Origin of the sequence: Thalassospira sp. MCCC 1A03138 (genome assembly GCF_002115785.1) — a bacterium.
Classification (GTDB): Bacteria; Pseudomonadota; Alphaproteobacteria; order Rhodospirillales; family Thalassospiraceae; genus Thalassospira.
On record NZ_JFJY01000003.1, the window covers coordinates 1 to 25,520 of the forward strand.

Here is a 25,520-nt window from a genome sequence, read left to right on the forward strand (position 1 = left end):
CATTTGCTCTACCAACTGAGCTATGCCGGATTAGTGGAGGCGCGAGCCGGAATCGAACCGGCGTGCAAGGATTTGCAGTCCTCTGCGTAACCACTCCGCCATCGCGCCTTCGCGTTGGCTGGCCGGTGTATAGCCCTATCGAATACAGGCCGTCAAGCACCCAATTTTAGATTTTTAAACAGAAAACAATCTGAAGATCGCCAACAAACAATTTGTACGCGGATAAATCCATTCTGGATATGTTTTCAATATGTTTTCGCGAATAATTGCCGCTCTGCCGTTGATCCGTTGTTGTCAGTTGCCCATGTGCTGACTATAAACAGGGCAACATCTGCGACGTGGTTTTGGGGACAAAGACCGGTTGCAGGCTTTTTCTCGCGAGAATTTTCAGGTCAGATAAACATGGATTACCAAATCGCGCGCCATAACATGGTGGAAAATCAGGTTCGGACCAACAAGGTTACCGATCCCTTGGTCATCGCTGCGATGGAGGAGGTTCCACGAGAGCTGTTCCTGCCGGAAGGCAAGCGTGGCATTGCCTATGTCGATGAAGATATTCCTGTCGGAAATGGCCGATATGCGATGGAGCCGATGGTAATCGCACGCATGATGCAGTCTGCCGAGATTGCACGTAGCGACGTCGCGCTGGTGATTGGAGCAGGCTATGGCTATACGGGGGCAGTTCTTTCGCGCGTTGCCGAAACCGCGGTTGCGGTCGAAAGCGATAAGGAAATGGCATCCATCGCTGAAAAGACATTCCAGGCGCACAGCTATGACAATGTCATCGTGGTGGAAGGCGATCTTGCCGAGGGTTACGCCAAGCAGTCGCCGTATAATGTGATCGTCTTTGACGGTGCGGTTGCCGAAGTTCCTGCCAACATTCTTGATCAGCTTTCCGAGGGGGGGCGTTTGCTGGTTGTCGTTCGGGCACCTGGCAAGGTTGGTGTTGCGCGTCTTTACGAACGTGAAAACGGGGTCGTTGGACATCGTGATCTGTTCGATGCCAACATTCCCTATCTTCCCGGGTTCGAACCGGCAGAAAGTTTCGTGTTCTGATATGATTTTGTTTTGCCCGGGGAAAACTCCGGGCAAAATTTTATGTAAACCGGTTCAGCAACCCGATCAGGAAAATAGAGCAGGTAGGCAGGTAAATGGTGCGCGATCTTCGATGCAGCGAACTGGCATCAAGTCTTGAAGGAAACAATCCCCTCGTACTTGTTGATGTGCGCGAAGATTGGGAATTGGAGATTTGCGCAATCGCGGGCGCGATCCATATACCTTTGGGCGAATTGGCGGATCGGGCAGGGGAACTTGCCCCCGAAAAACCGGTTGCACTTCTTTGCCATCATGGCGTTCGCAGTCGCCATGCCGCAATGCTGCTTGAGGATCGCGGATTTAAAGATGTTTTTAATGTTGCTGGCGGTATAGATGTCTGGGCGTTGGAAATCGACCCGGATATGACACGTTACTATTGATAATTTGATGGCGAAAAGGTCGGCATTTTTATTTTTTCTCAAACAAATGCCTCTTTTGTTGGAAAATATTCGTTCCGTCGTTACCATATGCGAAACTGCGCCGGGGTCGGGACTTGGTGTAGGATCTTACAAGGGTAGATAAATGTTAAAACGGTTCTTGCTGACCTGCAGTATTCTGGCCACTGGTGGCATCGTTGCCAATGGGGCCTCTGCAGAGAGCCTTGAAGAAGCTTTGATCAAGGCATATCAAAGCAACCCGACGCTGGAAGCCGGTCGTGCGTCGCTTCGTGCAACGGATGAACAGGTTTCGCAGGCGCTGTCAAACTGGCGCCCGAACGTTTCGCTTTCTGGCGAAGCTGGTTTCCGGGACTTGGATACCGATCAAAATGGTACTGAAACGGACAATAGCCTGACGCCATATACTGTCGGTGCAGAAGTTGTTCAGCCACTGTATCGTGGAGGCCGTACCGTTGCTGAAACTGATCGGGCGGAATCGCGTATCCGTGCGGCACGTGCGGCCCTGCGTTCTTCAGAACAGGATGTGTTGCTGCAGGTTGCAACGGCCTATTTCAACGTTTTGCGTGATACGGCAGTTGTCGAACTTAATCAGAATAACGTCCGCGTTCTTGAACGTCAGCTTGAAGCAACGCGTGACCGTTTCTCGGTTGGTGAAGTGACACGTACCGACGTCTCACAGGCCGAAGCACGTCTTGCCGGTTCCAAGGCAGACCTGATCTCAGCCCAGGGTAACCTTGCCAATACCCGTGCCCAGTACGAGCGTCTGGTGGGTAACAAGCCTGACAATCTTGAAATTCCGAATCCGCTGTCGGGGCTTCCGACCAGTGTTACGGATGTTCTGGCGATTGCCCAGGAACAGCATCCTGATGTGGTTCAGGCCCAGTACACCGAAGATGCGGCAAAGTCTGACATCCGTCTGAGCGAAGGGTCGCTTTATCCGGAAGTCAATCTGAGTGCCGGTGTGCAGCGCGCTTACGAAGCCTCGCAGGAGGATCTGACCTCGGACAGTGCAGAAATACTCGCACAGGTCACCGTGCCGCTTTATCAGAAAGGTGCGGTTTATTCATCTGTTCGTGCGGCCAAGCAAACAGCCGGCCAGGCCCGGGTTCAGGTTGATGAGGCCCGTCGCGCCGTGATTGAAAATGCGACCAGTTCCTGGGAAACCCTCGTGACGGCACGTGCGAGCATCGAATCCCAGCAGGCGCAGGTATCATCTGCCGAGGTCGCCCTTGATGGTGTGCAGCGCGAAGCTTCTGTTGGTTCGCGTACAGTCCTTGACGTTCTTGATCAGGAACAGGAACTGCTTCAGGCACGTGTGAACCTTGTTGGTTCGCGCCGTGACGCAGCGGTTGCCGAATTCCAGGTTAAGGCGGCGATGGGTGCCTTGAATGCGCAGGTTCTCGGCCTTCCGGTCGAAATTTATGACACTGAATCCAACTACAACAAAGTCAAGGATCAGTGGTGGGGAACGGATTGACCTGATTGCTGACAGGGCCTTTGGGCCCTGTTAGACCTTGGGGAAGGGTTGGTTCGGTAATGAAATCTAGTGCGGAAGATAAAAAATGAGTGACGGGCAACAAGAACCTTCAATGGAGGACATCCTCCAGTCCATCCGCAAGATTCTTGCTGATGAAGGGGATGATGACAAGAAACAGGCCGCTCCTGAACCAGAACCGATGCCGGAACCAGAGCCCGAACCGGAAATTGAAGAAGAGATCGACGAGCTCGAACTTGATGAAGAGCCCGAAGAACTTGAATTCGATGAAGAGCCGGAAGAGCTTGAGCTTGACGAGCCCGAAGAAGAGCTCGAACTCGACGATATGCTCGATTTCGATGAAACCCCGGAAGAAGACGAATTCGAAGAACCTGAACCCGATCTGATGGATGACTTCGACGAACCGGAACCCGAACCGGCAATGCCGACGGTCTACGAGGACGACGAAGATGACGAGCCGCTGATTTCCCGTGTTACCGAAAACACGGCAACCGGAACCATCTCGGATTTGGCGCAAGCCGTTGCAAAGAAACGCGCTGTTGCTCTCGGCCTTAATGCAGGCCATATCACGCTTGAAGATTTGGTGCGTGATATGTTGCGCCCGTTACTTAAGGAATGGCTTGACGAAAACCTTCCCTATATGATCGAACGCCTTGTGAAAAAGGAAATTGAGCGGATCGTGAACCGCGCCGAAGACCTGTAGGCGAGCCGAAATATGATTTACAGCGGCGCGCCAACGGTGCGCCGCTTTTTCTTTGTGTATTGATAAAAACCCGCAGCGGATCAAAAGACCATGTTGGAGAAGACATACAGCCCGGCCGACGTTGAAGGCAGACTTTACGATAAATGGGAAAAATCGGGGGCTTTTGCTGCTGATCCGGCATCGAATGCCAATCCCTATGTCATCATGATGCCGCCGCCCAACGTGACCGGCAGCCTCCATATGGGGCATGCGCTGACCTTTACGCTGCAGGATATCCTGGTGCGCTATAACCGGATGTCGGGCAAAGACACCCTGTGGCAACCCGGTACTGACCACGCGGGTATCGCAACGCAGATGGTTGTTGAGCGCCAGCTTGGCGAACAGAACGTCACGCGCCATGACCTTGGCCGCGAAAAGTTCGTCGAAAAAGTATGGGAATGGAAAGAAAAGTCAGGTGGGACCATCACCAACCAGCTTCGTCGTTTGGGCGCATCGCCGGATTGGCCGCGTGAACGTTTCACCATGGATGATGGCCTCTCGGCTGCCGTGCGCAAGGTGTTCGTGACCCTGCACAAACAGGGCCTGATCTATCGCGACAAGCGTCTGGTCAACTGGGATCCAAAACTTCTGACCGCGATTTCCGATCTTGAAGTCGTTCAGAAAGAAGTCAAAGGCCACTATTGGCACTTTAAATATCCGATCGAGGGCAAAGAAGGCCAGTTCATCACTGTTGCCACCACCCGCCCGGAAACCATGCTGGGCGATACCGGTGTTGCGGTTCATCCGGATGATGAACGTTACAAGGACCTGATCGGGCAATATTGCATTCTGCCGATCGTCGGTCGCCGCATCAGAATCGTTGCCGATGAATATGCCGATCCTGAAAAAGGGTCGGGTGCGGTTAAAATCACCCCGGCACATGATTTCAACGACTTTGAAGTTGGCAAGCGCAATGATCTCGAAAAGATCAACATCATGGATGACCATGCGCGCATCAATGAGGAAGCGCCAAATGAATATCGTGGTCTTGATCGTTTCAAGGCACGCGAACTGATCGTTGCCAAAATGGAAGAGCTCGGTCTTCTGGAGAAGATCGAGGATACCGTTCACATGGTTCCGTATGGCGACCGTTCAAACGTCGTGATCGAGCCGTACCTGACCGATCAGTGGTTTGTGAATGCCGAAGTTCTGGCCAAACCGGCGACCGAGGCAGTTGAAGACGGTCGTATCAAATTTGTGCCCAAGAACTGGGAAAATACCTATTTTGAATGGATGCGCAATATCCAGCCATGGTGCATTTCGCGCCAGCTGTGGTGGGGACATCGCATTCCGGCATGGTTTGGTCCGGACGGTGAAATCTTTGTCGAGGAAACCGAAGAAGAAGCCTTGGCGGCGGCCAAGGCGCATTTCGGCAAGGATGTTGAACTGACCCAGGAAACCGACGTTCTTGATACATGGTTCTCGTCGGCATTGTGGCCGTTCTCTACCCTTGGCTGGCCGGATAAAACCCCGGAGCTGAACAAATACTATCCGGGCGATGTGCTGGTTACCGGTTTTGACATCATCTTCTTCTGGGTTGCCCGCATGATCATGATGGGCATGCATTTCATGGACGGTAAAGTTCCGTTCAAGGATGTCTATATCCATGCGCTGGTCCGTGATGAACACGGTCAGAAGATGTCGAAATCCAAGGGTAACGTGATTGATCCGCTGGAGCTCATTGACGAATATGGCTGTGATGCTCTGCGTCTGACCCTGACGGCACTGGCTGCACAGGGGCGCGATATCAAACTTGCCGCGTCCCGCGTCGAAGGGTACCGGAACTTTGCGACCAAGCTTTGGAATGCGGCCCGCTTTGCGGAAATGAACGAATGCAAACCGGTTGACGGTTTCAATCCTGCCAATGTCAATTCGACACTGGCACGCTGGATTGTCGGTAAGACCGCCGAGGCGGCAAAAACCGTTTCATCGGGCATCGAAAGCTATCGTTTCAATGATGCCGCAAACGGTGCTTATCAGTTTGTCTGGGGCACTTTCTGCGACTGGTATCTGGAACTGGCAAAACCGATCCTTATGGGTCAGGACGAAGACGCCAAAGCCGAAATCCGGGCTGTGACTGCATGGGTTCTGGATCAGATTCTTCTGATCCTGCACCCGATCATGCCCTATATCACCGAAGAACTTTGGGAAAAGTCGGCTGATAATCGTGCGACGCTTCTGATGTCGCAGGCTTATCCGAAATTCGACGATGCACTGATTGACCGTGCCGCCGAAGATGAAATCGATCTTGCTATCCGCCTGATCGGTAACATTCGTGGTGTTCGTTCCGAAATGAACGTACCGCCTGCGGCTGAGGTTCCGATCTATCTGGTCGATGCATCCGATGCAATGAAGGCAGCCGTATCCGCGCAGGAAGCCCAGGTTAAACGTCTGGCGCGTGTGGCTGTGGTTGAATTCAAAGGGCAGGGCGATGTTGAGGCCATCGCCAAAGGGGGCATTCAGACCGTCGTTGACGGTGTAACCGTCTTCGTTTCGGTTGCCGATTTCATCGATGTCGTGGCCGAAAAGTCGCGCCTTGAGAAGGAAATCGACGGCAAAACCAAATATATCAAGGGTCAGGAAGGCAAATTGTCGAACGAAAGTTTCGTCAGCCGTGCGCCTGAACATATTGTCGCGACCGAAAAAGCCAAGCTTGAAGAAGCGCGCGATATCCTTGCCAAACTTCAGGAAGCTCACGCCCGCATCGCGGCGATGTAATTCCGGTTGTTGTGATCACGTCAAAGGGCCAGTCCATCGGATTGGCCCTTTTGCGTTTCATTCACTCTGATCTTTGACGAATTTTGAAATTCATCCTCGCCAGAGTTATAGAATCGCATAAATTGGCGACCAACCGTTATCTCGCGATCTGACGCAACTTTATCCCGATGATGGGCCGAACCGTAAAATGCTGATTGAAGAATGCCCTTATATCGAGCCTCTTGATGCCTACGGTGCCTTTGCTGGGTTCGCAGACAGCCATTTTCTTGATTCAGGCGATCGGGATCGCTTTGCCTATGTCGTTGCATCACCACTGCATAAACTGAGCGCCAAAAACGGGCTGGTGACCGTTGATGGTTTTCCCGTTCCGGGTGATCCGTTCGGGGTTCTTGTCGATCTGATGGCGCGGTATCGTTCAGAAACGCATCCGGACTTACCCCCGTTTCAGGGGGGGGCTGTTGGTTACTTTGGCTATGAACTGGCGCGCCAGCTTGAAACGCTTCCCAAGGCGCCACATGATTGGATCAACATGCCCGACATGGTGGTTGGCATCTATGATCTTGTTATCGCATTCGATCAGCTTGATCGTCGGATGTGGCTGATTTCGACGGGCATTCCCGAAACATCGCCGACTGCACGGAAAAAACGTGCGGCTGATCGCATCGGGATTATTCGTAAGTACCTTCGGCTTGCGCGGCCAATGCTTGAAACGCCCGAAATTCCTCATACGCCAGATATCATGTCGTGGCGGTCGAACTTTGATCGTGTCGGCTACGAAGGTGCCGTGCAGACCGTCGTTGATTACATCCATGCCGGGGATATTTTTCAGGCCAACCTGTCGCAAAGTTTCCGGGCCGAATATGCTTATGATGCCATTCCCAAACGATTTGACCTTTATCGCCGCCTCAGCCTTGCCAGTCCGGCACCATTCGGGGCCTTCCTGAATTTTGGCGATGTGGCGGTCCTGTCCAATTCGCCCGAGCGGTTTCTGAAGGTCGCGGATGGGCTGGTGGAAACCAGACCGATCAAGGGCACGCGCAGGCGCGGGGCCATGCCTGTCGAGGATGCCGAACTCGCACAGGAATTGATGTTATCTGCGAAAGACCGCGCAGAAAATATTATGATTGTTGATCTTCTGCGTAACGATTTATCGAAAGTATGCAAGCCGCATAGCGTAAATACGCCGCAGATTTGTACGCTTGAGAGTTATGCAAATGTCCATCATCTGGTTTCGACTGTGACCGGGGAATTGCGGGATGGCAAGTCTGCTGTCGATTTGCTAGCAGCCTGTTTCCCAGGCGGTTCGATTACAGGCGCCCCAAAAATCCGCGCAATGGAAATCATTACCGAACTTGAAGGATCGACGCGTGGTGCGTATTGCGGGGCAATCGGCTTTATCGGCTTTAATGGCAGCATGGATACCAATATTGCGATCCGAAGCATTTGTGTAAATGGCGGTCGCATGGCGTTTAATGTCGGTGGTGGGATCGTCGCCGATAGCATTCCCGCCGCTGAATATGATGAGACGCTGGTCAAGGCCGCCAAGATATTCGAGGCAGTTGGGATCCGGCCCTATGCGGTGTAAGATGGTTGACCTTATGCATTATCATCAACGCATTCATGGACGGATCGGGTTGAAATGATCCTGCTGATCGACAATTACGATTCCTTTGTTTTCAATCTGGCGCGCTATTTCGTGGAGCTTGGCCAGAAGGTTGATGTTGTGCGAAATGATCGGATCGATGTTGATGAAGTACGTCGGTTGAATCCCGATGCCATCGTCTTTTCCCCCGGACCATGCGGCCCGGATGAGGCCGGAAACAGTATCGACCTGATTACCGAATTATCCGGCGATTACCCGATGCTGGGGGTCTGTCTGGGGCATCAGTCGATTGCACGGGCATTTGGTGGCGTCGTAAAGCGCGCAAACCGGCCGGTACACGGCATGACATCGGCAATTGATCACAATGGTTCGGCACTGTTTAACGGTATCAAATCTCCGCTGACGGTAACGCGCTATCACTCGCTGGTTGTTGATCTTCCGCTGGATGGCACTTTGGTTCAGACCGCGACGGGACCGGACGGCGAAATCATGGCTTTTGCCCATCGGGATCTGCCGATCTTTGGTGTCCAATTCCATCCCGAAGCCGTTCTGACCGAGCAGGGACATGATCTGTTGTCGAACTTTCTGGCCATTGCCGGTGCGATCGTTCCGCGGAAGGCTGCGTCGTGACAAAAGTCTGGCTTAATGGCAATATCATTGATCAGACGGATGCACATATTGCCATCACGGATCGTGGATTGCTGTTGGGAGATGGTTTTTTTGAAACCATGCGGGCCCATAAAGGCCGGGTTGCCTGGCTTGATAGGCATCTTGATCGCCTGATAAACCATGCCAAATTGATCGGGCTTGATCCGATATTGTTGCCAAATGCCCGAACAGTTGCCGAAGCTATCGCATCGCTTTGTATGGAACTTGGTGGGAATGATGCGGTTATCCGCCTGACCGTCACGCGCGGTAGCGGCCCGCGCGGGTTGTTGCCACCACAGGATTGCCATCCCACTGTTCTGATAACGGCGTCATCCTTTATCAAACCGGCAAAGGATGAGGGATTGATCCTTGCGACGTCAAAACGGGTTCGGCGCAATCCGTGGTCGATTGCAGGCAAGGTCAAAAGCCTTAACTATCTCGACAATATAGCCGCGCGACAGGAAGTCGCCGCTTGTGGCGCGGACGAGGCACTCGTTCTTTCTGTTGATGGTTCTGTCGCGGAAACAACAATCGCCAACCTGTTCGGGATTCGTGACAATACGTTTTATACAGCACCTGCCAATTGCGGAATTCTTGTCGGGTTGGCACGGAAATTTGTCATTGATTGGTGTCGAGATCACGCGGTTGCCGTCCACGAGGCGTCTATCGATCCGAAAGACCTGTTGTCAATGGATTTGGTTTTCGTCTGTAACGCATTGCAGGGAATAAGGTTTGTTCGCTCGATTGATGGCGTTGCTTTTGACTTTGATCAGGCGAAACACGATCACGCTATGCAATTGGTGAGTGATTTTGAAAAATCACTATGCCTTAGTATAGATATTTAGCTAAAATTAACTTCAATCGGGCATTTTCGTTTCCCACGCCTTTTGACGGGAATGCACATGACCGCGTCTTCAACAAAATCGGAACTGACCTTAGCAAGGTTCGTTGGAAACCTGCGCAAACACGGGGCCAATGGAAAGCTGTCGATTGTTGCAATTTTGAATATCCCCGTATCCTTGCGCCTTGAACCGCAGGATTATCAGGATATTTCGCGTGATGCATTTCATCATCTGCCTGAAAAGACCCCAAAATATCGTCTTGAAAACGGTATGGTCGCTTTTATTCGTCCATCCAAATCGTTTGGTGAAACCGATACGTTTTTGACCAGTGTGACCGAAACGCTCAAGGACGTTATCCATCGGCAGGGTTTGGGCGACATCCCACAAAAGCTTTGGAACGAATTTTCATGGCCAGAAGACCGCAAGGCAATGTTTGGTTTGTTGGGGCTTCCTGAAGAAAACCATTTTCCAAACGAAAGCCTGCAACGCTTTGATATGGCCGAAATGCTGCGTTCTGCCATCACTGATGAAGCGGTTTTCGATTCCTGTCGCCGTCAGGCTATTTTGGAATTTCACGACAGCCGTCGCGAAATCCTTGGCCATGAACTTTATTGTTCGCTGGATTATCTGTGTCAGCACCATCTTGCCAGTTTCCTTCTGGAAGGCCCGGGCGAGGTTGAAATCCTGTCGCGCGTGCTTGATGAGAAGGTGATGGATGTCACCAAAAGTCTGGCCCCTCAAATGTTGCCGGATACCTTGCATCTGAATATGATGGTCCAAACGGTATTCAGTGATCGCTTTGCCGAGTTTCTGGGCTCGGAAGACAGTCGTTTTGCTGAAAATCTGGCGATTGAAATATCGCTTGAAAATGCGATTTCAGATTGGTGGGAATTCGAAGATGCCTGCAATCTGCTACATTCTGCAGGCGTGCGTGTGGGGCTTGATCGTATCACCTTGCCATCGCTTGAATTCCTGTCGCCTCAAAAGATCAATGTCGATTTCGTCAAGGTGATCTGGGATCAGAACATTATCGGCTCCAAACGGGCTGACGCGACAGACAGGCTTCGCGAATTTGCTTCTGTTTTTGCCGACCGCAACCTGATTCTGACCCGGTGTGACAGTCGCACGGCACTGCGCATTGGCCGAAGCCTTGGTGTGGATGCGTTTCAGGGAAGCTATATCGACGCGCTTTTGGGTAAATACCTGCATAAGGAATGTAAATCGCGTAATACCACTTCGGATCGCAAATGTGCTGTATGTCAGTGGGCACCGCGCGAATTACGCAAAAATGGTTGCGAATTTCATTTCAGGGCTGGAAAAATTCTGGCCGAGATTTGACCTTGCCGCCCTACTACCCGGCAACACAGTGTTTCCACTGACACCCTGTATGGGGGTTTGACAACAATCTTTCCATTTTCTAAAGTGAAGAGGTCTGATCAAGGTGGTCAGGCATGTCGTTGAAACACGGCGCTTATTCTCAGGGCAGGGTGAAATTCCTGACCGGCGGTAATCCTGATTTCAGGAAAGCCCGCGAGCGCCTGCCAAAGCAATTTGGCAGGGTCAGCAGATCCGGTGAGATTCCGGAGCCGACGGTAACAGTCCGGATGGGAGAGGATAAAGCGTGGCGGATAACGGGGGAACCTGTTGTCGTCAGCCTATGACTGGCGTGCGGCTTTGTTGTGCGTGCAGACCTTTCTTTTGATGCCTTGATTCGTAAGCTCCTTAAACGGAGAACCGTTATGAATCAGAGTGTTCATCAGGAACCGGAACTTTCTATCTTTGGCGATCCGATTGAACGCATGGAACGTGCACTTTCGGATTTGCGCAATGGCAAGGGGGTTCTGGTCGTCGATGATGAAGATCGCGAAAATGAAGGCGATCTTATTTTTTCCGCAGAAAATCTGACCAATGAACAGATGGCGATGCTGATCCGCGATTGCAGCGGTATTGTCTGCCTGTGCTTGACTGATGAAATGGCAACGGCACTTGATCTGCCGCCGATGGTTGCCAACAACACATCAAGCATGGGAACCGGTTTTACCGTTTCAATCGAGGCCAAGGTTGGTGTCACCACCGGTGTTTCGGCTGCTGATCGCGTCACCACGGTCAAAACCGCGATTGCCGATGGGACAAAGCCAGGTGATTTGGCCCGTCCGGGGCATGTTTTCCCGCTGCGTGCGCGTGCGGGTGGCGTTCTGGAACGTCGTGGCCATACCGAAGGTACAGTTGATCTGATGCGTTTGGCGGGACTCAAACCGGCTGGCGTGCTGTGTGAAGTGACCAACCCGGACGGCACCATGGCGCGTTTGCCCGAACTGATTGCCTATGCGCAACAGCACGATATCGTCGTGATCAGCATCGAAGATATCGTTGCCTATCGTGGTGTTCTACAGCAGGCAGCCGAATAGAGAAGAGCGGTCGCGGTTTTGTAAACGCACATGCGACCGGATTTTCGGTCATTTGCGTTCAAAGTAGCCAATCCGATTACAAATCAAAGAGGGCAGCAGATTATTCTGCTGCCCTTTGCATTTCATATCCGCTATCAAATCCCGGTTGGTTTGGGATTTCGGGTCATTCGTCGACCATGCACCAAACCGGGGTGTGATCTGATGCCTTTTCCTTGGCGCGCGGATCGCGATCAATATCCGAGGCGCTGAGCCGGTCGGCCGCGGCTGGAGTTAAAAGCAGGTGATCGATGCGAAGCCCGTTATCCTTGTTCCACGCACCCGCACGATAATCCCACCAGCTATATTGGTGGCCTTGCGGATTGAAGGTCCGGAATGCGTCGGTGTAGCCCATATTCATCATGGTACGCAGTTTTTTGCGTTCCACGGTCGAACATAGAACGGTTTCGTGCAGCTTGATCGGGTCGTAAACATCCGAGTCATCCGGCGCGATGTTGTAGTCTCCGCCCATGACGGCGGCGTCGCCGCTTTCACGGATTTTCTCGAAACGCTTGATCAGGCGATCCAGGAAGTTTAGCTTATATTCGAATTTCTCCGATCCGACTTCGCTTCCCATCGGGACGTAGATTGATGCCACACGAATCGGACGATTTCCCGATATAGTGGCTTCGATATAGCGTGCCTGTTCGTCGTTGTCATTGCCCGGCAGGCCGCGTTCGACATCTTCAATCGGGAATTTTGACAGGATCGCCACCCCATTATAGGTCTTCTGGCCGTGCAGGGCGATGTTATAGCCAAGATCCTCGATTTCCATGGCCGGAAATCCGTCATCGACGGTTTTGGTTTCCTGAAGCAGGACAACATCGGGCTTTGCGTCGCCAAGCCATTCAAGGATGTTGGGCAGGCGGGCCTTGATCGAGTTGACGTTCCAGGTGGCGATTTTCATAAGGGCCTCGGTGTTCGGGATGAATTTTGCGGCTTTATGCGTAGACATAACAGCATTATGTCCAAGCAAAAACGGGGTCCGTGAAACACGAACCCCGTTTTATAAATCGTTTTTCCGATGCGGATCAAACCGAGAAACTGGATCCGCAACCGCAAGATGATGTTGCGTTTGGATTATTCACACGAAACGCAGCACCAACCAATTCGCGGACAAAATCGATTTCCGCACCACCGAGAAGATCGAGCGATACGTCATCAATCACCATTTTCGCGCCGTGATTTTCGAAAATGTGGTCTTCATCGGTCTTGTCGGAATCGAGCGAGAATTCATACTGAAAACCGCTACACCCGCCACCGGAAACCTGAAGACGCAACATCAGGCCCGACTTGCCATCGCTGGCAATCAGTTCCTGAATACGTTTTGCGGCACTTTCGGTCATCTGGACCTGCCGGGCAGTTTCCGTCATTCGACACTCCTTGATGTGCTATCCCGAAATATTCCAGTTACTGGATATTCACGGGCAACCCAACGGGTATATTGACGATCATGGTGGCAACTTTAACACAGCCTGATCGCGTTCCTTAAGGGTCTATTTAGCGTGCATGGCAGAAATGTCAAAACTTGAGAGCAGGGCAACCAACCGGTTGCTTGCGTTTTGATGCGAAATGTCCCAAAACAGCCACATCAAAATGGTTGTGATGGACCATGAACGAAATTTGCAAAGACTAAAAGTGATGAATGTTTTCAGCCTGTTGAAAAGCGACATCGAGAACCAGATTCTCGCCCTTGAAAAAGACGGCGTTCTGCCCGCTGGCAGCGATACCGCACGTATCACGGTCGAACCGCCGCGCGATGCCGCGCATGGCGATGCCGCGACCAATGCCGCGATGCTGCTTTCCAAGGCTGCGGGGATGAAGCCACGTGATCTGGCAGAAAAACTTGCCGAAAAACTCGGCACGCTAGATCATATCGAACAGGTCGAGATCGCCGGGCCCGGTTTCATCAATCTGCGAATGGCCGATGATTTCTGGTTGTCGCAGATCACCGAAGTGCTTGAAAACGGCAAGACCTATGGCAACAGCAGTCTTGGTGCAAACACCAAGATGAATGTCGAATATGTCTCGGCCAATCCGACCGGCCCGATGCATGTCGGCCATTGCCGCGGGGCGGTTGTCGGTGATGTTCTGGCAAATCTGCTGGCCAAGGCCGGTTATGACGTCACTAAGGAATATTACATCAACGATGCCGGTGCGCAGGTCGATGTTCTGGCGCGATCCCTGCATCTGCGTTACCGCGAAGCACTTGGCGAAACCATCGATGAAATCCCGGCAGGTCTTTATCCAGGCGATTATCTGGTGGCACCGGGCAAAAAGCTTGCGGCGCGTGACGGCAACAAATGGGTCGAAGCCCCCGAGGAAAATTGGCTGGAAGAGTTCCGAGGTTTTGCCATTGTCGAGATGATGGCATTGATCAAGGAAGACCTGCGTCTTCTGGGCGTTGATCACGACGTCTTTACGTCTGAAGCCGGACTTGTTGCCGCAGGCAAGGTGCAGGCCGCGTTCGAGCATCTGGAGAAAAAGGGCGACATTTATGTCGGCGTTCTGGAACCGCCAAAAGGCAAAACGCCCGATGATTGGGAACCGCGCCCGCAGACGCTGTTCCGGGCGACTGAATTTGGTGATGATGTTGACCGCCCTCTGAAAAAGTCGGATGGCAGTTGGACCTATTTTGCGTCCGATATTGCCTATCACTTTGACAAATACGAACGTGGTTTCAACCACATGATCGATATTTTCGGTGCTGATCATGGCGGTTACGTCAAACGTATGAAAGCCGCGACCAAGGCGATTACGGGCGGCGAGGGCGACCTTGATGTCAAGCTTTGCCAATTGGTCAGCCTATTTGACAATGGTGAGCCGGTTAAAATGTCCAAACGTGCCGGAACGTTCGTGACCCTGCGTGATGTGGTTGAACGCGTTGGTAAGGATGTCGTGCGGTTCATCATGTTGACGCGCAAGAACGACGCGACGCTTGATTTTGATTTTGCCAAAGTAACCGAACAGTCCAAAGACAACCCGGTATTTTACGTTCAATACGCCCATGCCCGCGTTAATTCGGTATTCCGTCAGGCGCGCGAAGCGTTCCCTAATCAGGATTTCTCGGATGCGGCACTGGTCGGGGCCGATCTATCGGCTTTGGTGTCGGAAGATGAAAAGATGCTGGTGCGTCGGATGGCTGAATGGCCGCGTATTGTTGAACAGGCCGCCGTTGCACATGAGCCACATCGTATCGCATTCTTCCTGAGCGAAATTGCTGCCGAATTCCACGCCTTGTGGAACAAGGGGCGTGACAATACCGCATTGCGTTTCATCGTTGCCGATGATCTGGCGGTGACGCAGGCGCGCCTTGCCATGATCCGTGCTGCCGCATTGGTTATTGCGTCCGGTCTTGATGTCCTGGGCGTTGCCCCGGTCGAGGAGATGTAATCACGATGAACGAAGAACAGGGTTTCGGCCTTAGAGAGGAGCTGCGTTATCAAGGGGCTGGCAAAAAAAAACCAGGCGGCGGCTTGGCGAAAGGGGTGGGAACCATCGTTCTTGGTCTTGTGATTCTTGGTGGTGGTCTGGGCGGGGCCGGTTACTGGTTATATAATCAGGGGCAGCCAGCACAGGAAGAAGGCAAATTGCCAATCCTTTTGCCAGATCCACTGCCGATCAAGTTGCGACCGGATGATCCCGGCGGAATGGAAGTTCCCCACCGGGATACAACGATTTATGAACAGCTTGATAGTAACCAGCCCGAGGATCAGGTGGTTCTTCAGGAACTGCCTGATATGCCAAAGGCACCCGATGTCATACCATCCCCCGATGGTACGGGAGAACCGGCGGTGATTGAGCAGACACCGGAGGCCGAGATTGTCGCAAATGCAGCGCAGATCGGTTCGGGCAAAGATGTAAATGCGTCTGCGAAAACTCCAACTGAAACAGCAATTGCCGCACCAAGCGATGCAGAAAAAGCAATCGCTGTTGCCAAGGTCAAGGAACAGGCCGCAGCACCGGCTGCCACCAACGCCAGCGGCGTATCGGAGAAAGACTTCCGCATTCAGTTGGCGTCAGTTCGCGATACGTCGGGGGCCGAAGCGGAATGGAAAAGATTGTCTTCTAAAAACAAGGACTTGCTTGGTAGTCTTCAGATGTATCTGAAACGTGCAGACCTTGGTGAAAAGGGTGTGTTCTATCGTTTGCAAGCCGGTCCTTTGCCGGACGCTGCTGCGGCTGAAACGCTTTGTGGCAACTTGAAACAACGCAATGTGGGGTGTCTGATTGTCCGGCCTTGAGGTAAGAAAACCGCGTGCCTGTATTCTGGGTGTTGAAGGTACAGAACTAAGCAATTGGGAGAAGGGCTTCTTTCGTGAAGCTGATCCCTATGGCTTTATCCTGTTTGCCCGTAATGTCACGGATCTGAAGCAGGTCAAGGCGTTGAACAATCAACTGCGCGAAGTTGTTGGCAATATCAATGTGCCGATTTTTGTTGATCAGGAAGGTGGGCGTGTCATGCGCCTCAAGCCTCCGCACTGGCGCAAAATCCCTGCGGCTGGTGTGTTTGGTCAATTGTTTGAAACAGCACCTGAAAATGCCCGCGAAGCCGCATATATCAATGCGCGCCTGATGGCGGCAGATTTGCGTGATGCGGGGTTTAACATCACCTGTGCGCCGGTACTTGATATCCGATTCCCTGGTATGAGCGACGTGGTTGGCGACCGTTCCTATGGTTCGACGGTGGAACAGATTGTGCCGTTGGCAAGTGCGGTTGCCGCCGGGGTGCTGGACGGCGGGATAGCACCAGTCATCAAACATATTCCAGGTCACGGGCGTGCGTCGGTCGACAGTCACAAGGATTTGCCGATCGTGACCGCGTCGCGCGAAGAACTGAGCCGCCTTGATTTCGAACCGTTCCGTCAGATGAAGGATGTGGTTGCAGCGATGTCGGCCCATTTGCTGTTTACCGCGATTGATGATCAACGCCCGGGAACCGTATCGGCCAAGGTCATTTCCGAAATTGTCCGTGGTGATATCGGGTTTGAAAACCTTCTGATCAGTGATGATCTATCAATGGAAGCGCTTGGTGGATCGATTGCCAGCCGGACTCACGAATGCCTTGCCGCCGGGTGCGACATTGCCCTTCATTGCAATGGCAAGCGCACGGAAATGGAGGAAGTCGTATCCATGGCCCCGAAACTTGCCGATGAGGCGCTGACACGTTCGCAATTGCTGAGCAATCAGATCGCAGGTTTTAATATTACACAGCCGCCCTCGGCGCAGATTGCTGATTGGCAGGCCCGACTGGCTGAATTGCTATCACCGGTCTGGTCGGCTGGCGAGCAGGCGTAAGGGAAGCTGAATAGGTGAACGACATTATCGAGATTATCATTTCCGCGTCTACGTGGGTGTTGCCGGTATTGCTGGCGGTGACTTTGCACGAAGCTGCGCACGGCTTTGCAGCCAAGCTGTTCGGGGATGATACAGCGCAACGCGCCGGACGGCTTAGCCTGAACCCGATCCGACATATTGATCCGGTGGGGACTATTCTGATTCCCGGTTTGCTGTTGCTTACTGGTGCGCCGTTCCTGTTTGGTTATGCCAAGCCGGTCCCGGTCGCGTTCCATCGTTTGCATCCGCAACGTCTTGGTGTAATCGGGGTGGCGGTTGCCGGGCCCGCAACCAACGTCGCATTGGCAATTGCATCAATTCTATTACTGGTCGGGTTGCCGTCATTTTCACCGGCGGTCAATGACTGGCTGGCAACGACGTTACAGCAGTCGATCTGGCTGAACTGCATTCTGGCGGTGTTTAACATGCTCCCAATTCCGCCATTGGATGGTGGGCGGGTTCTGACGGCGATATCGCCAATGCCAATTGCGCGGGTCTTGGCGCGCATGGAAAAAACCGGCATGATCCTTCTGATTGCGCTGATCTTCCTGTTGCCCTACGTCACGGGGCTTCTTGGCGTTAATCTACCGATATTCCAATGGCTGGTGATTGAGCCTGCATCTGCACTTGTTGATTTTCTGGCCGGTATTTTCGCCTGATATGATGCGGACGGTCCGGGGGGATTATGGCCAAACAGTTCGAACTCGATATTCCGGACGAGGTATTTGACAAGGCACCCGTTGATGATGGGCCAAGTCTTGCTGAACGCCTTATGCTGGATCTGGACGGGTTTGAAGGGCCGCTTGACCTTTTGCTGGAGCTGGCACGCGACCAGAAAGTCGACATCATCAGGATTTCGATCCTGGAGCTTGCCGAGCAGTATCTGACTTTCATTAATACCGCGCGTGAATTGCGACTGGAACTGGCGGCCGATTATCTGGTGATGGCGGCGTGGCTGGCTTATCTGAAATCTCGGTTGTTGCTGCCAAAGCAGGAGTCCGATGAGGAAGAGCTCAGTGCAGAGGAAATGGCAGAGCTTCTAGCCTTCCAGCTGAAGCGGCTGGAAGCGATGAAAGCGGCCGGTGAGAAACTGCTGGAGCGGCCCAACCTCGGACGTGATTTCTTTGGCCGGGGTGATCCGGAGGAAGTCCGGGTCACGACGGCGTCGGTTTATGATGCGTCGCTTTATGACCTGTTGAAAGCCTATGCGCAGATCATGCTGACATCTGAATCCAAGACATTGGAGATTGAGGCATTTGATCTTTATGCGATGGACGATGCAATCCGGAGGTTGCGCGATCTATTCGGGCGTCGGGTTGTACCGACATGGACAAAGCTTCTGGAATTCATGCCACATGGTCTTGGCACGCCTTTGAAGGCACGGTCGGCACTGGCTGCGCATTTTGTTGCCAGCCTTGAAATGTGCCGCGATGGCGAATTGGAAATCTCGCAAGAGCAGGTGTTTGGCCCGATCATGTTGAGGTCACCGCAAAAAAGACGCGATCCTGAATTGGACATCACATCCGGGGATTACAGCGATATGGACAAGCTAAGAGCCAAATCCGGGGCAGGGATGGATAATAATGGTGACTGAGACAGTAACCGACCCGCAGTTTGAAATCGATGGTATCGAACACGGTCCTCAAATCGACTTTCAGCATCTTCGAATTGTTGAAGCTGTGCTGTTTGCGTCTGCGGAGCCTGTCAGTGAACGGGTTCTTGCTGCGCGTTTGCCCGAAGGTTCAGATGTTTCCCTTTTACTTAAAGAACTGCAGGCAAACTATTCAGAGCGTGGGATAAATCTGAATCGTGTAGGTGAAAAATGGGCATTTCGCACTGCGGCTGATTTGGCAGGTGATCTTCATATCGAGGTCGAAAAAGCAAAGAAAATGACGCGTGCAACGCTCGAAACGCTGGCGATCATTGCCTATCACGAGCCGGTTACACGTTCCGAAATTGAAGAAATTCGTGGTGTGGCTCTGTCCAAGGGGACGCTTGATATTCTGCTGGAAGCGAAATGGATCCGTCCGAAGGGGCGCAAACGTGTGCCGGGCCGTCCGGTTCTTTGGGCGACGACGGATGATTTTCTGGATCATTTCGGACTTGAACATCGTGACGATCTGCCTGGACTTGCCGATTTGAAGGCCGCTGGATTGCTTGATAGCCGTCCTGGCATGGGCCGATACGGTGCCAGTTCCGACGAGGAAGCATTGCCCGATCTGGTTGATGATGGCGAAGTTACCGATGCTGTTGTTGAAGAAGCTCTTACGACCCGCAATCTGGCCGATCTTGATGAAACCATCTACAGCGATAATCCCAATCTGGAAGAAGAATACGACGCGGAGAACCGTTAAATCGGACCCATTCACATCTTTTATCATGCTTCTTTGATCCAGCTTCTTGCATGCGCTGTTGGGTAGGATTAAATCTGGGAAAGATTTTGCAACTTAATTGCAGGGTTTCCCGGCAAAAGAATAAAGAGAGATCTGATGCCCGACGGCTTGAGAATGTCCAATGTCAGCCATGATTTCGGCAGTACCAAGGTTCTCAAAGACATAAGCTTTGACGTTGCGCCCGGCGAACTGGTTTGCCTTTTGGGGCCCTCGGGATGTGGCAAGACTACTGCATTGCGTATTGCCGCAGGGCTTGAAAAGCTTCAGCAAGGCAGCGTTTCCATTAATGATCAGCTTGTAGCGCGGCCCGGGGAATATCTTGAACCCGAAAAACGCGGTGTCGGTATGGTGTTTCAGGATTACGCCCTGTTTCCGCATCTGAGCGTTGCCAAGAATATCGGGTTCGGTCTGCGTTCATCAAATGAGATTGAACGCAAGGAAGCGGTCGAACGTGCGCTTCGGCAGGTCGGTATGACAGATTATTACAATGCCTATCCCCACGAATTATCTGGCGGGCAGCAACAGCGGATTGCACTTGCCCGAGCTCTGGCGCCAACACCGCGCGTGATGTTGCTGGACGAGCCGTTTTCGGGGCTTGATGTCGCACGCCGGGCCGAACTTCGTGATACCACGCTGCATGTTTTGAAAAATGCCGGGATCGCAACCATCATGGTGACCCATGATCCGGAAGAAGCGATGTATATGGCGGATCGGATTATCATCATGAATGAAGGGCAGGTGATGCAGGATGGCACCCCCGAAGACCTTTATTTCAATCCGCAAAATCGTTTTGTTGCATCTTTCTTTGGCGAGGTTAACCGTTTCCCCGGAACAGTGCAGGGCGGGATTGTGACGACGCCGCTTGGTGATGTGGCGCAAGGTGATCTTGATGACGGAACACCGGTTGAAGTTCTGGTGCGCCCGGAAGGATTGCAGATTGCCGATGCCATGAATGGACATGATATTCTGGCGCGGGTCGATGCTGTACGGTCACTTGGTGAAATCAGTCTGATGCATTTATCGCTTCATGAGGGCGGGCATGTCCATGCGCGCGTGCCACGTAGACTTTCGTCAGTAAATCAGGGGTCGGTCGCTATTACGCTTGATCCTGACATGACCTTTGTGTTTCCTATGAATTAGGCCGATTTCAACGCGAAATAGGTCCGATGAGACTAAGAAACAAACATACAGGTTCGTAGCGGTGCACGGTATATTCACAATCGTTGCATTGCACAGTGGGGGGCTTTCTGCCATTATCCGGGCATTCTCGCCGGATGGCAGATTGGATCTTTGGAGATAGAAGTTATGGGTATTGGCGTTTGGCAAATCGTTCTGATTCTGGCGATTGTCCTGATCATCTTTGGTGCCGGCAAACTGCCGAAAGTCATGGGTGACATGGGTAAAGGGATCAAGAGCTTCAAAGCAGGCATAAACGAAAAAGACGAAGACAGCGCTGCTTCGGCCAAAACCATCGAAAACAACACGTCTGCTTCGGTTTCTGCTGAAAGCAAAGACAAGGATTCCGTGAAATCCTGATCGTCTGTCGGGTTTCCTTCAGATAGGCGTGTTCCATGTTTGATATCGGCTGGACCGAAATGGCACTTGTGGCCGTCGTCGCGTTGTTCGTCGTCGGCCCCAAGGACTTACCCCATGTGCTTTACAAGCTTGCCGGGTACTGGAAAAAAGTGCGCGGTATGGCGCGCGAATTTCAGGGCGGTATCGATAATCTGATTCGTGAAGCCGAACTTGATGATCTGCGCAAGCAGGTCACCGATGCACGTTCGAGCACATCAGACTTCATCGAAAACAAGATTGCCGAGCCGAAAACCAAGCCAAAACAGGCAAAACCGGCAGATAAAACTGCCGAAAGCGAAACCGACAACAAATTGGAAACCAAAACCACAGCACCGAAGACCGATGCTGCGGCATCGGCAGAACCTGCTGCTGCAGATAAGAAGACTGATCATCCGGAGAGTCAGGCATGAACATGCAGTCGGATGACAAGCAGATGCCGATCATGGAGCATCTTATCGAGCTTCGGAACCGTCTGACATGGGCGGTTCTCGCACTCTTTATCACTTTCGGTATTTGTTATTATTTCGTCGAAGATATTTACGGGTTCCTCGTAAAGCCCCTTGCTGACGTAATGGGGCCGGACCGGCGAATGATCTATACCGCGCTGACCGAGGTGTTCTTCACCTATGTAAAGGTCTCGTTCTTTGCTGCCTGTTTTGTTTCCGCACCGGTCTTTCTTGGCCAGTTATGGGCCTTTGTCGCGCCGGGACTATACAAGAATGAACGTTCGGCATTCATGCCGTTCCTGTTTGCGACGCCGATCCTGTTTCTTGCGGGCGGGGCACTGGTTTACTACCTCATCATGCCGCTGGCGTGGAAATTCTTCCTTAGTTTCGAAAGTGCAGGCGGGGCATCGGGACTTGCCATTCAGCTTGAAGCCAAGGTCGGCGAATATCTTGCCCTGGTGATGAAGCTTATTTTTGCGTTTGGCCTGTGTTTCCAGCTGCCGGTCTTGCTGACACTAATGGCGCGCGCTGGTATCGTAACCGCATCTTCGCTTGCCAAGCGGCGCAAATATGCGGTTGTGATCGCCTTTGTGTTTGCCGCAGTGCTGACGCCGCCGGATCTGATTTCGCAGGTTGGCCTGGCAATCCCCATCATCATTCTTTATGAAATTTCGATCCTGATGGCGCGGATGTCGGAACGTAAACGTGCCAAGCGCGAAGCGGAAGAAGATGCCGAGCTTGACGGTGACGATGAGGATACCGATCACAATAAAGACGACGTCGATACCCAGGGTTCGGCTGCGGCAGCTGCTGATTACGGGGACGATGATGACAAAGCAGATGACAAGACCGATTTCAAAGCGCTTGCAGGTTCTGCGCCAAAATCTGATAAGCCTTCGTCATCCCGATCTCTGGGATCCGCGAAAGGCGACGATGACGAGGATGATTTCAACAGCGCGCGCTGATTGAATTATCCGGTTCTCGAATGACCGATCTGACGGGGTGGACCAAGCGTCCACCCCATCGTATAAAAGCCCGAATAATTGCCCGCATAGCTGAATAACAAGGTGCCGTTTCATGCACGACATTAAATGGATTCGTGATAATCCCGAGGCCTTTGACGCGGCGATGACCGCGCGCAAGGTCGAAATGACCGCCCAGCGTCTGATCGATATCGATGCAGACCGTCGTCGCCTGATGACTGAACATCAGGAAATGCTGGCGCGCCGCAAATCCATTTCCGGTGAAATTGGCAAATTGCGCCAGAGTGGCGGCGATGCTGACGAACTGATGGCCGAGATGGGTAAACTCAAAGACCGGATCAAGGATGCCGAAGACGGGCAGGCCGGTTTAAACGAGCAGCTTGATCTTTTGCTGTCGTCGCTTCCGAACGTTATGGATGCAGAAGTCCCCGCAGGTGAAAGCGAAGAAGACAATGTTGAAGTTCGCAAATGGGGAACTCCCGGCGAATTTGACTTCAAGCCGCTTGAACATTTCGAGATCGGCGACAAGCTTGGCATGATGGATTTCGAAACTGCGGCTAAACTTTCGGGTTCGCGTTTTGTTATTTTGCGTGGTGGCCTGGCAAAGCTTGAACGGGCATTGGGCCAGTTCATGCTGGACCTGCATGTAAACGAGCATGGTTATGAAGAAACCATCACGCCGATGCTGGTACGCGATGATGCGATGTTTGGCACCGGTCAGTTACCGAAGTTTGCTGAAGATTCGTTCAGAACCACCAATGACATGTGGCTGATCCCGACGTCGGAAGTGACGCTTACCAATCAGGTCGCGGGCGAGATTATCGACGAAGCCGCATTGCCGCTGCGCTATACCGCATTGACCCAGTGTTTCCGCTCGGAAGCCGGTTCGGCGGGGCGTGACACGCGCGGCATGATCCGCCAACACCAGTTTTCGAAGGTTGAAATGGTGTCGGTTGTGGCCGCCGAAAAATCGAACGAGGAACTTGATCGAAAAACCCGCTGTGCGGAGACTGTTCTTGAACGTCTCGGTCTTCCCTACCGAACGGTGGTTCTGTGTTCAGGCGATATCGGTTTTGCCGCGCGCAAAACATTTGATATTGAAGTCTGGCTTCCGGGACAGGGTAAATATCGTGAAATTTCATCCTGTTCTAATACCGGTGATTTCCAGGCACGTCGCATGAATGCGCGTTATCGTGCCGCTGGTGACAAGAAAACCAGTTTTGTTCATACCCTGAATGGGTCAGGGCTTGCTGTTGGGCGTTGCCTGATTGCGGTGATGGAAAACTATCAGCAGGCAGATGGTTCAATTCGTGTGCCGGATGCATTGAAGCCCTATATGGGCGGTGTCGAGGTGATTTCACCGCGCGGATAGGGGGGGCGACATGGTCGATCTGAAAAATGCCCGCATCCTGATCAGCAACGATGACGGGATTGATGCGCCGGGGATTCGGCTTTTGGAAAAGCTTGCCTGTTCGCTTTCCGATGATGTCTGGGTTGTCGCACCGACGACTGAGCAAAGCGGGGCCGGGCATTCGCTTACCCTGCGCCATCCGTTGCGGATACGCAAACGTGACGAGCGACATTTTTCTGTCGACGGAACGCCAACCGATTGCGTTCTGCTGGCCCTTCAGCAAATCATGCGTGACAGTCCGCCCGATATTGTTCTTTCGGGGATCAACCGGGGTGGCAACCTTGGCGAGGATGTAACCTATTCCGGTACGGTTGCGGCCGCGATGGAAGCAACGTTGCTCAATGTACCTGCAATTGCCTTTTCCCAGTTTTTTTCCGGCAATCTGATCGACTGGTCGGTTGCGGAAAAGCATCTTTTGTCGGTCGCGGAAACCCTTATTCAGACGACCTGGCCCAAAGGTGTCCTGATCAATGTTAATTTCCCGGAAACCGAACGCAAAGGCGGTGCCAGGATCGAAGTTTCCCGGCAGGGGCAGCGAAAGATTGGCGATCATATTGCCGAACGCCTTGATCCGCGCGGAGAACCTTATTATTGGATCGGTGCGATCAAGTCGGAATTGCCCAAGGATGAAAATGCGGACTTGCGGGTCATTGAGAGGGGCGATATTTCGGTAACTCCGATCAGTCTCGATTTCACGCATTACGAGACGCACGCAAAACTGATGAAGGCATTTCCGTGAACGAGCCTGTCATTGCCCGAGAAGCTGAAATCGAACATCTGCTTGCGATCCTGCGCAATGACGGGATCCATGACGAGGACGTTTTACGTGCGCTGGCCAGCATCCCGCGCGAAATTTTCGTCGCCGAGCCGTTTGTCAGCCGGGCATGGGAAAATGTCGCCCTTCCGATCAGCAAGGGCCAGACGATTTCACAGCCCTATATCGTCGCCCTGATGACGCAGGCGCTTGAGCTGAATGACCGGATGAAGGTGCTTGAGGTCGGTACTGGGTCGGGCTATCAGGCTGCCATCCTCGCCAAGCTGGCACGCCGGGTTTACACGCTTGAACGGCACAAGCCGCTTCTACGTGAGGCGGAAGACAAATTCCGCGAATTGGGGTTGCATACGATTTCGACCCTGCATGGTGATGGCGGGCTTGGCTGGAAGGCGCAGGCACCGTTTGATCGTATTATCGTGACTGCGGCAGCGCAAGATGTACCGCCGGTGCTGGTCGATCAGTTGGCTATTGGCGGGATCATGGTCGTGCCGGTGGGCGAGGTATCCCACACGCAACTGCTTTTGCGGGTTTTGCGTACCCCCACCGGGATTGACGTAACAGAACTGATGCCGGTCCGTTTCGTTCCGATGTTGCCGGGCACCGAAGAATTCTGAG

The 25,520-nt window shown here is 52.7% G+C and carries 25 protein-coding genes, 1 tRNA gene and 1 riboswitch; of the genes, 23 read left to right on the top strand and 3 right to left on the bottom strand.

What is annotated here, in order from left to right:
• Positions 1 to 34: 34 nt before the first annotated feature.
• A tRNA-Cys gene (locus TH468_RS07780) sits at positions 35 to 108 on the bottom strand.
• A 294-nt stretch (positions 109 to 402) separates the two neighbouring features.
• Between TH468_RS07780 and TH468_RS07785 the strand changes: the two genes are divergently transcribed.
• The 10 genes from TH468_RS07785 (at position 403) to ribB (ending at position 11,949) form a co-directional block, all read left to right on the top strand.
• On the top strand, positions 403 to 1,056 hold the full coding sequence (locus TH468_RS07785; RefSeq protein ID WP_085643064.1) for a protein-L-isoaspartate O-methyltransferase: 654 nt from the start codon (positions 403 to 405) through the stop codon (positions 1,054 to 1,056).
• Positions 1,057 to 1,151: 95 nt separating this feature from the next.
• Positions 1,152 to 1,475 carry a rhodanese-like domain-containing protein gene (locus TH468_RS07790; RefSeq protein ID WP_085643066.1) on the top strand — a complete coding sequence of 108 codons (324 nt, stop codon included), beginning with the start codon at positions 1,152 to 1,154 and terminating at the stop codon, positions 1,473 to 1,475.
• Between the two features lie 142 nt (positions 1,476 to 1,617).
• On the top strand, positions 1,618 to 2,970 hold the full coding sequence (locus tag TH468_RS07795) for a TolC family outer membrane protein (RefSeq protein ID WP_085643068.1): 1,353 nt from the start codon (positions 1,618 to 1,620) through the stop codon (positions 2,968 to 2,970).
• A 112-nt stretch (positions 2,971 to 3,082) separates the two neighbouring features.
• Positions 3,083 to 3,691 (top strand): DUF2497 domain-containing protein, encoded by a 609-nt coding sequence (locus TH468_RS07800; protein ID WP_085643070.1) that lies wholly within the window; start codon positions 3,083 to 3,085, stop codon positions 3,689 to 3,691.
• 90 nt (positions 3,692 to 3,781) lie between these two features.
• Positions 3,782 to 6,448, top strand: coding sequence for a valine--tRNA ligase (locus TH468_RS07805; RefSeq protein ID WP_085643072.1), 2,667 nt, complete (start codon positions 3,782 to 3,784; stop codon positions 6,446 to 6,448).
• Positions 6,449 to 6,635: 187 nt separating this feature from the next.
• Positions 6,636 to 8,033 carry an aminodeoxychorismate synthase component I gene (gene pabB, locus TH468_RS07810; RefSeq protein ID WP_085643074.1) on the top strand — a complete coding sequence of 466 codons (1,398 nt, stop codon included), beginning with the start codon at positions 6,636 to 6,638 and terminating at the stop codon, positions 8,031 to 8,033.
• 54 nt (positions 8,034 to 8,087) lie between these two features.
• Positions 8,088 to 8,681, top strand: coding sequence for an aminodeoxychorismate/anthranilate synthase component II (locus TH468_RS07815; RefSeq protein ID WP_085643076.1), 594 nt, complete (start codon positions 8,088 to 8,090; stop codon positions 8,679 to 8,681).
• Positions 8,678 to 9,544 (top strand): aminotransferase class IV, encoded by an 867-nt coding sequence (locus TH468_RS07820; protein WP_085643078.1) that lies wholly within the window; start codon positions 8,678 to 8,680, stop codon positions 9,542 to 9,544. The genes TH468_RS07815 and TH468_RS07820 overlap by 4 nt, the downstream gene beginning before the upstream one ends.
• 57 nt (positions 9,545 to 9,601) lie before the next feature.
• On the top strand, positions 9,602 to 10,879 hold the full coding sequence (locus TH468_RS07825) for an EAL domain-containing protein (RefSeq protein WP_085643079.1): 1,278 nt from the start codon (positions 9,602 to 9,604) through the stop codon (positions 10,877 to 10,879).
• Positions 10,880 to 11,010: 131 nt separating this feature from the next.
• Positions 11,011 to 11,161, top strand: a riboswitch (FMN riboswitch).
• 119 nt (positions 11,162 to 11,280) lie between these two features.
• Positions 11,281 to 11,949, top strand: a complete 669-nt coding sequence (gene ribB, locus TH468_RS07830) for a 3,4-dihydroxy-2-butanone-4-phosphate synthase (protein WP_085643081.1) — start codon at positions 11,281 to 11,283, stop codon at positions 11,947 to 11,949.
• Positions 11,950 to 12,112: 163 nt separating this feature from the next.
• On the opposite strand, the gene xth is transcribed toward ribB, so the two are convergent.
• Positions 12,113 to 12,940, bottom strand: coding sequence for an exodeoxyribonuclease III (gene xth, locus TH468_RS07835; protein ID WP_085643083.1), 828 nt, complete (start codon positions 12,938 to 12,940; stop codon positions 12,113 to 12,115).
• Positions 12,941 to 13,016: 76 nt separating this feature from the next.
• On the bottom strand, positions 13,017 to 13,358 hold the full coding sequence (gene erpA, locus TH468_RS07840; RefSeq protein WP_007089641.1) for an iron-sulfur cluster insertion protein ErpA: 342 nt from the start codon (positions 13,356 to 13,358) through the stop codon (positions 13,017 to 13,019).
• A 268-nt stretch (positions 13,359 to 13,626) separates the two neighbouring features.
• Between erpA and argS the strand changes: the two genes are divergently transcribed.
• The 13 genes from argS (at position 13,627) to TH468_RS07905 (ending at position 25,519) form a co-directional block, all read left to right on the top strand.
• On the top strand, positions 13,627 to 15,378 hold the full coding sequence (gene argS, locus TH468_RS07845; RefSeq protein WP_085643084.1) for an arginine--tRNA ligase: 1,752 nt from the start codon (positions 13,627 to 13,629) through the stop codon (positions 15,376 to 15,378).
• Between the two features lie 5 nt (positions 15,379 to 15,383).
• Positions 15,384 to 16,229, top strand: a complete 846-nt coding sequence (locus TH468_RS07850; RefSeq protein ID WP_085643086.1) for an SPOR domain-containing protein — start codon at positions 15,384 to 15,386, stop codon at positions 16,227 to 16,229.
• Positions 16,216 to 17,283, top strand: coding sequence for a beta-N-acetylhexosaminidase (gene nagZ, locus TH468_RS07855; protein WP_085643088.1), 1,068 nt, complete (start codon positions 16,216 to 16,218; stop codon positions 17,281 to 17,283). Before TH468_RS07850 ends, nagZ begins: the two co-directional genes overlap by 14 nt.
• 14 nt (positions 17,284 to 17,297) lie before the next feature.
• Positions 17,298 to 17,981 carry a site-2 protease family protein gene (locus TH468_RS07860; RefSeq protein WP_085643089.1) on the top strand — a complete coding sequence of 228 codons (684 nt, stop codon included), beginning with the start codon at positions 17,298 to 17,300 and terminating at the stop codon, positions 17,979 to 17,981.
• 26 nt (positions 17,982 to 18,007) lie between these two features.
• Positions 18,008 to 18,916: a ScpA family protein gene (locus tag TH468_RS07865; RefSeq protein ID WP_007089636.1), complete on the top strand. Its 909-nt coding sequence runs from the start codon at positions 18,008 to 18,010 to the stop codon at positions 18,914 to 18,916.
• On the top strand, positions 18,906 to 19,676 hold the full coding sequence (scpB, locus tag TH468_RS07870; protein WP_071240058.1) for an SMC-Scp complex subunit ScpB: 771 nt from the start codon (positions 18,906 to 18,908) through the stop codon (positions 19,674 to 19,676). Before TH468_RS07865 ends, scpB begins: the two co-directional genes overlap by 11 nt.
• Positions 19,677 to 19,811: 135 nt before the next feature.
• Positions 19,812 to 20,855, top strand: a complete 1,044-nt coding sequence (locus tag TH468_RS07875) for an ABC transporter ATP-binding protein (protein WP_085643091.1) — start codon at positions 19,812 to 19,814, stop codon at positions 20,853 to 20,855.
• A 165-nt stretch (positions 20,856 to 21,020) separates the two neighbouring features.
• Complete coding sequence (gene tatA / locus TH468_RS07880) at positions 21,021 to 21,251, top strand: twin-arginine translocase TatA/TatE family subunit (protein ID WP_007089633.1); 231 nt, start codon at positions 21,021 to 21,023, stop codon at positions 21,249 to 21,251.
• A gap of 35 nt (positions 21,252 to 21,286) precedes the next feature.
• Positions 21,287 to 21,700: a Sec-independent protein translocase protein TatB gene (tatB, locus tag TH468_RS07885; RefSeq protein ID WP_037992520.1), complete on the top strand. Its 414-nt coding sequence runs from the start codon at positions 21,287 to 21,289 to the stop codon at positions 21,698 to 21,700.
• Entirely contained in the window at positions 21,697 to 22,701 is a 1,005-nt protein-coding gene (gene tatC / locus TH468_RS07890) for a twin-arginine translocase subunit TatC (protein ID WP_085643093.1), read from the top strand. Before tatB ends, tatC begins: the two co-directional genes overlap by 4 nt.
• A 112-nt stretch (positions 22,702 to 22,813) precedes the next feature.
• On the top strand, positions 22,814 to 24,091 hold the full coding sequence (gene serS, locus TH468_RS07895) for a serine--tRNA ligase (protein ID WP_085643095.1): 1,278 nt from the start codon (positions 22,814 to 22,816) through the stop codon (positions 24,089 to 24,091).
• 10 nt (positions 24,092 to 24,101) lie between these two features.
• Positions 24,102 to 24,869: a 5'/3'-nucleotidase SurE gene (gene surE, locus TH468_RS07900; RefSeq protein WP_085643097.1), complete on the top strand. Its 768-nt coding sequence runs from the start codon at positions 24,102 to 24,104 to the stop codon at positions 24,867 to 24,869.
• Positions 24,866 to 25,519 (top strand): protein-L-isoaspartate(D-aspartate) O-methyltransferase, encoded by a 654-nt coding sequence (locus TH468_RS07905; RefSeq protein WP_037992525.1) that lies wholly within the window; start codon positions 24,866 to 24,868, stop codon positions 25,517 to 25,519. The genes surE and TH468_RS07905 overlap by 4 nt, the downstream gene beginning before the upstream one ends.
• Position 25,520 lies beyond the last annotated feature (1 nt).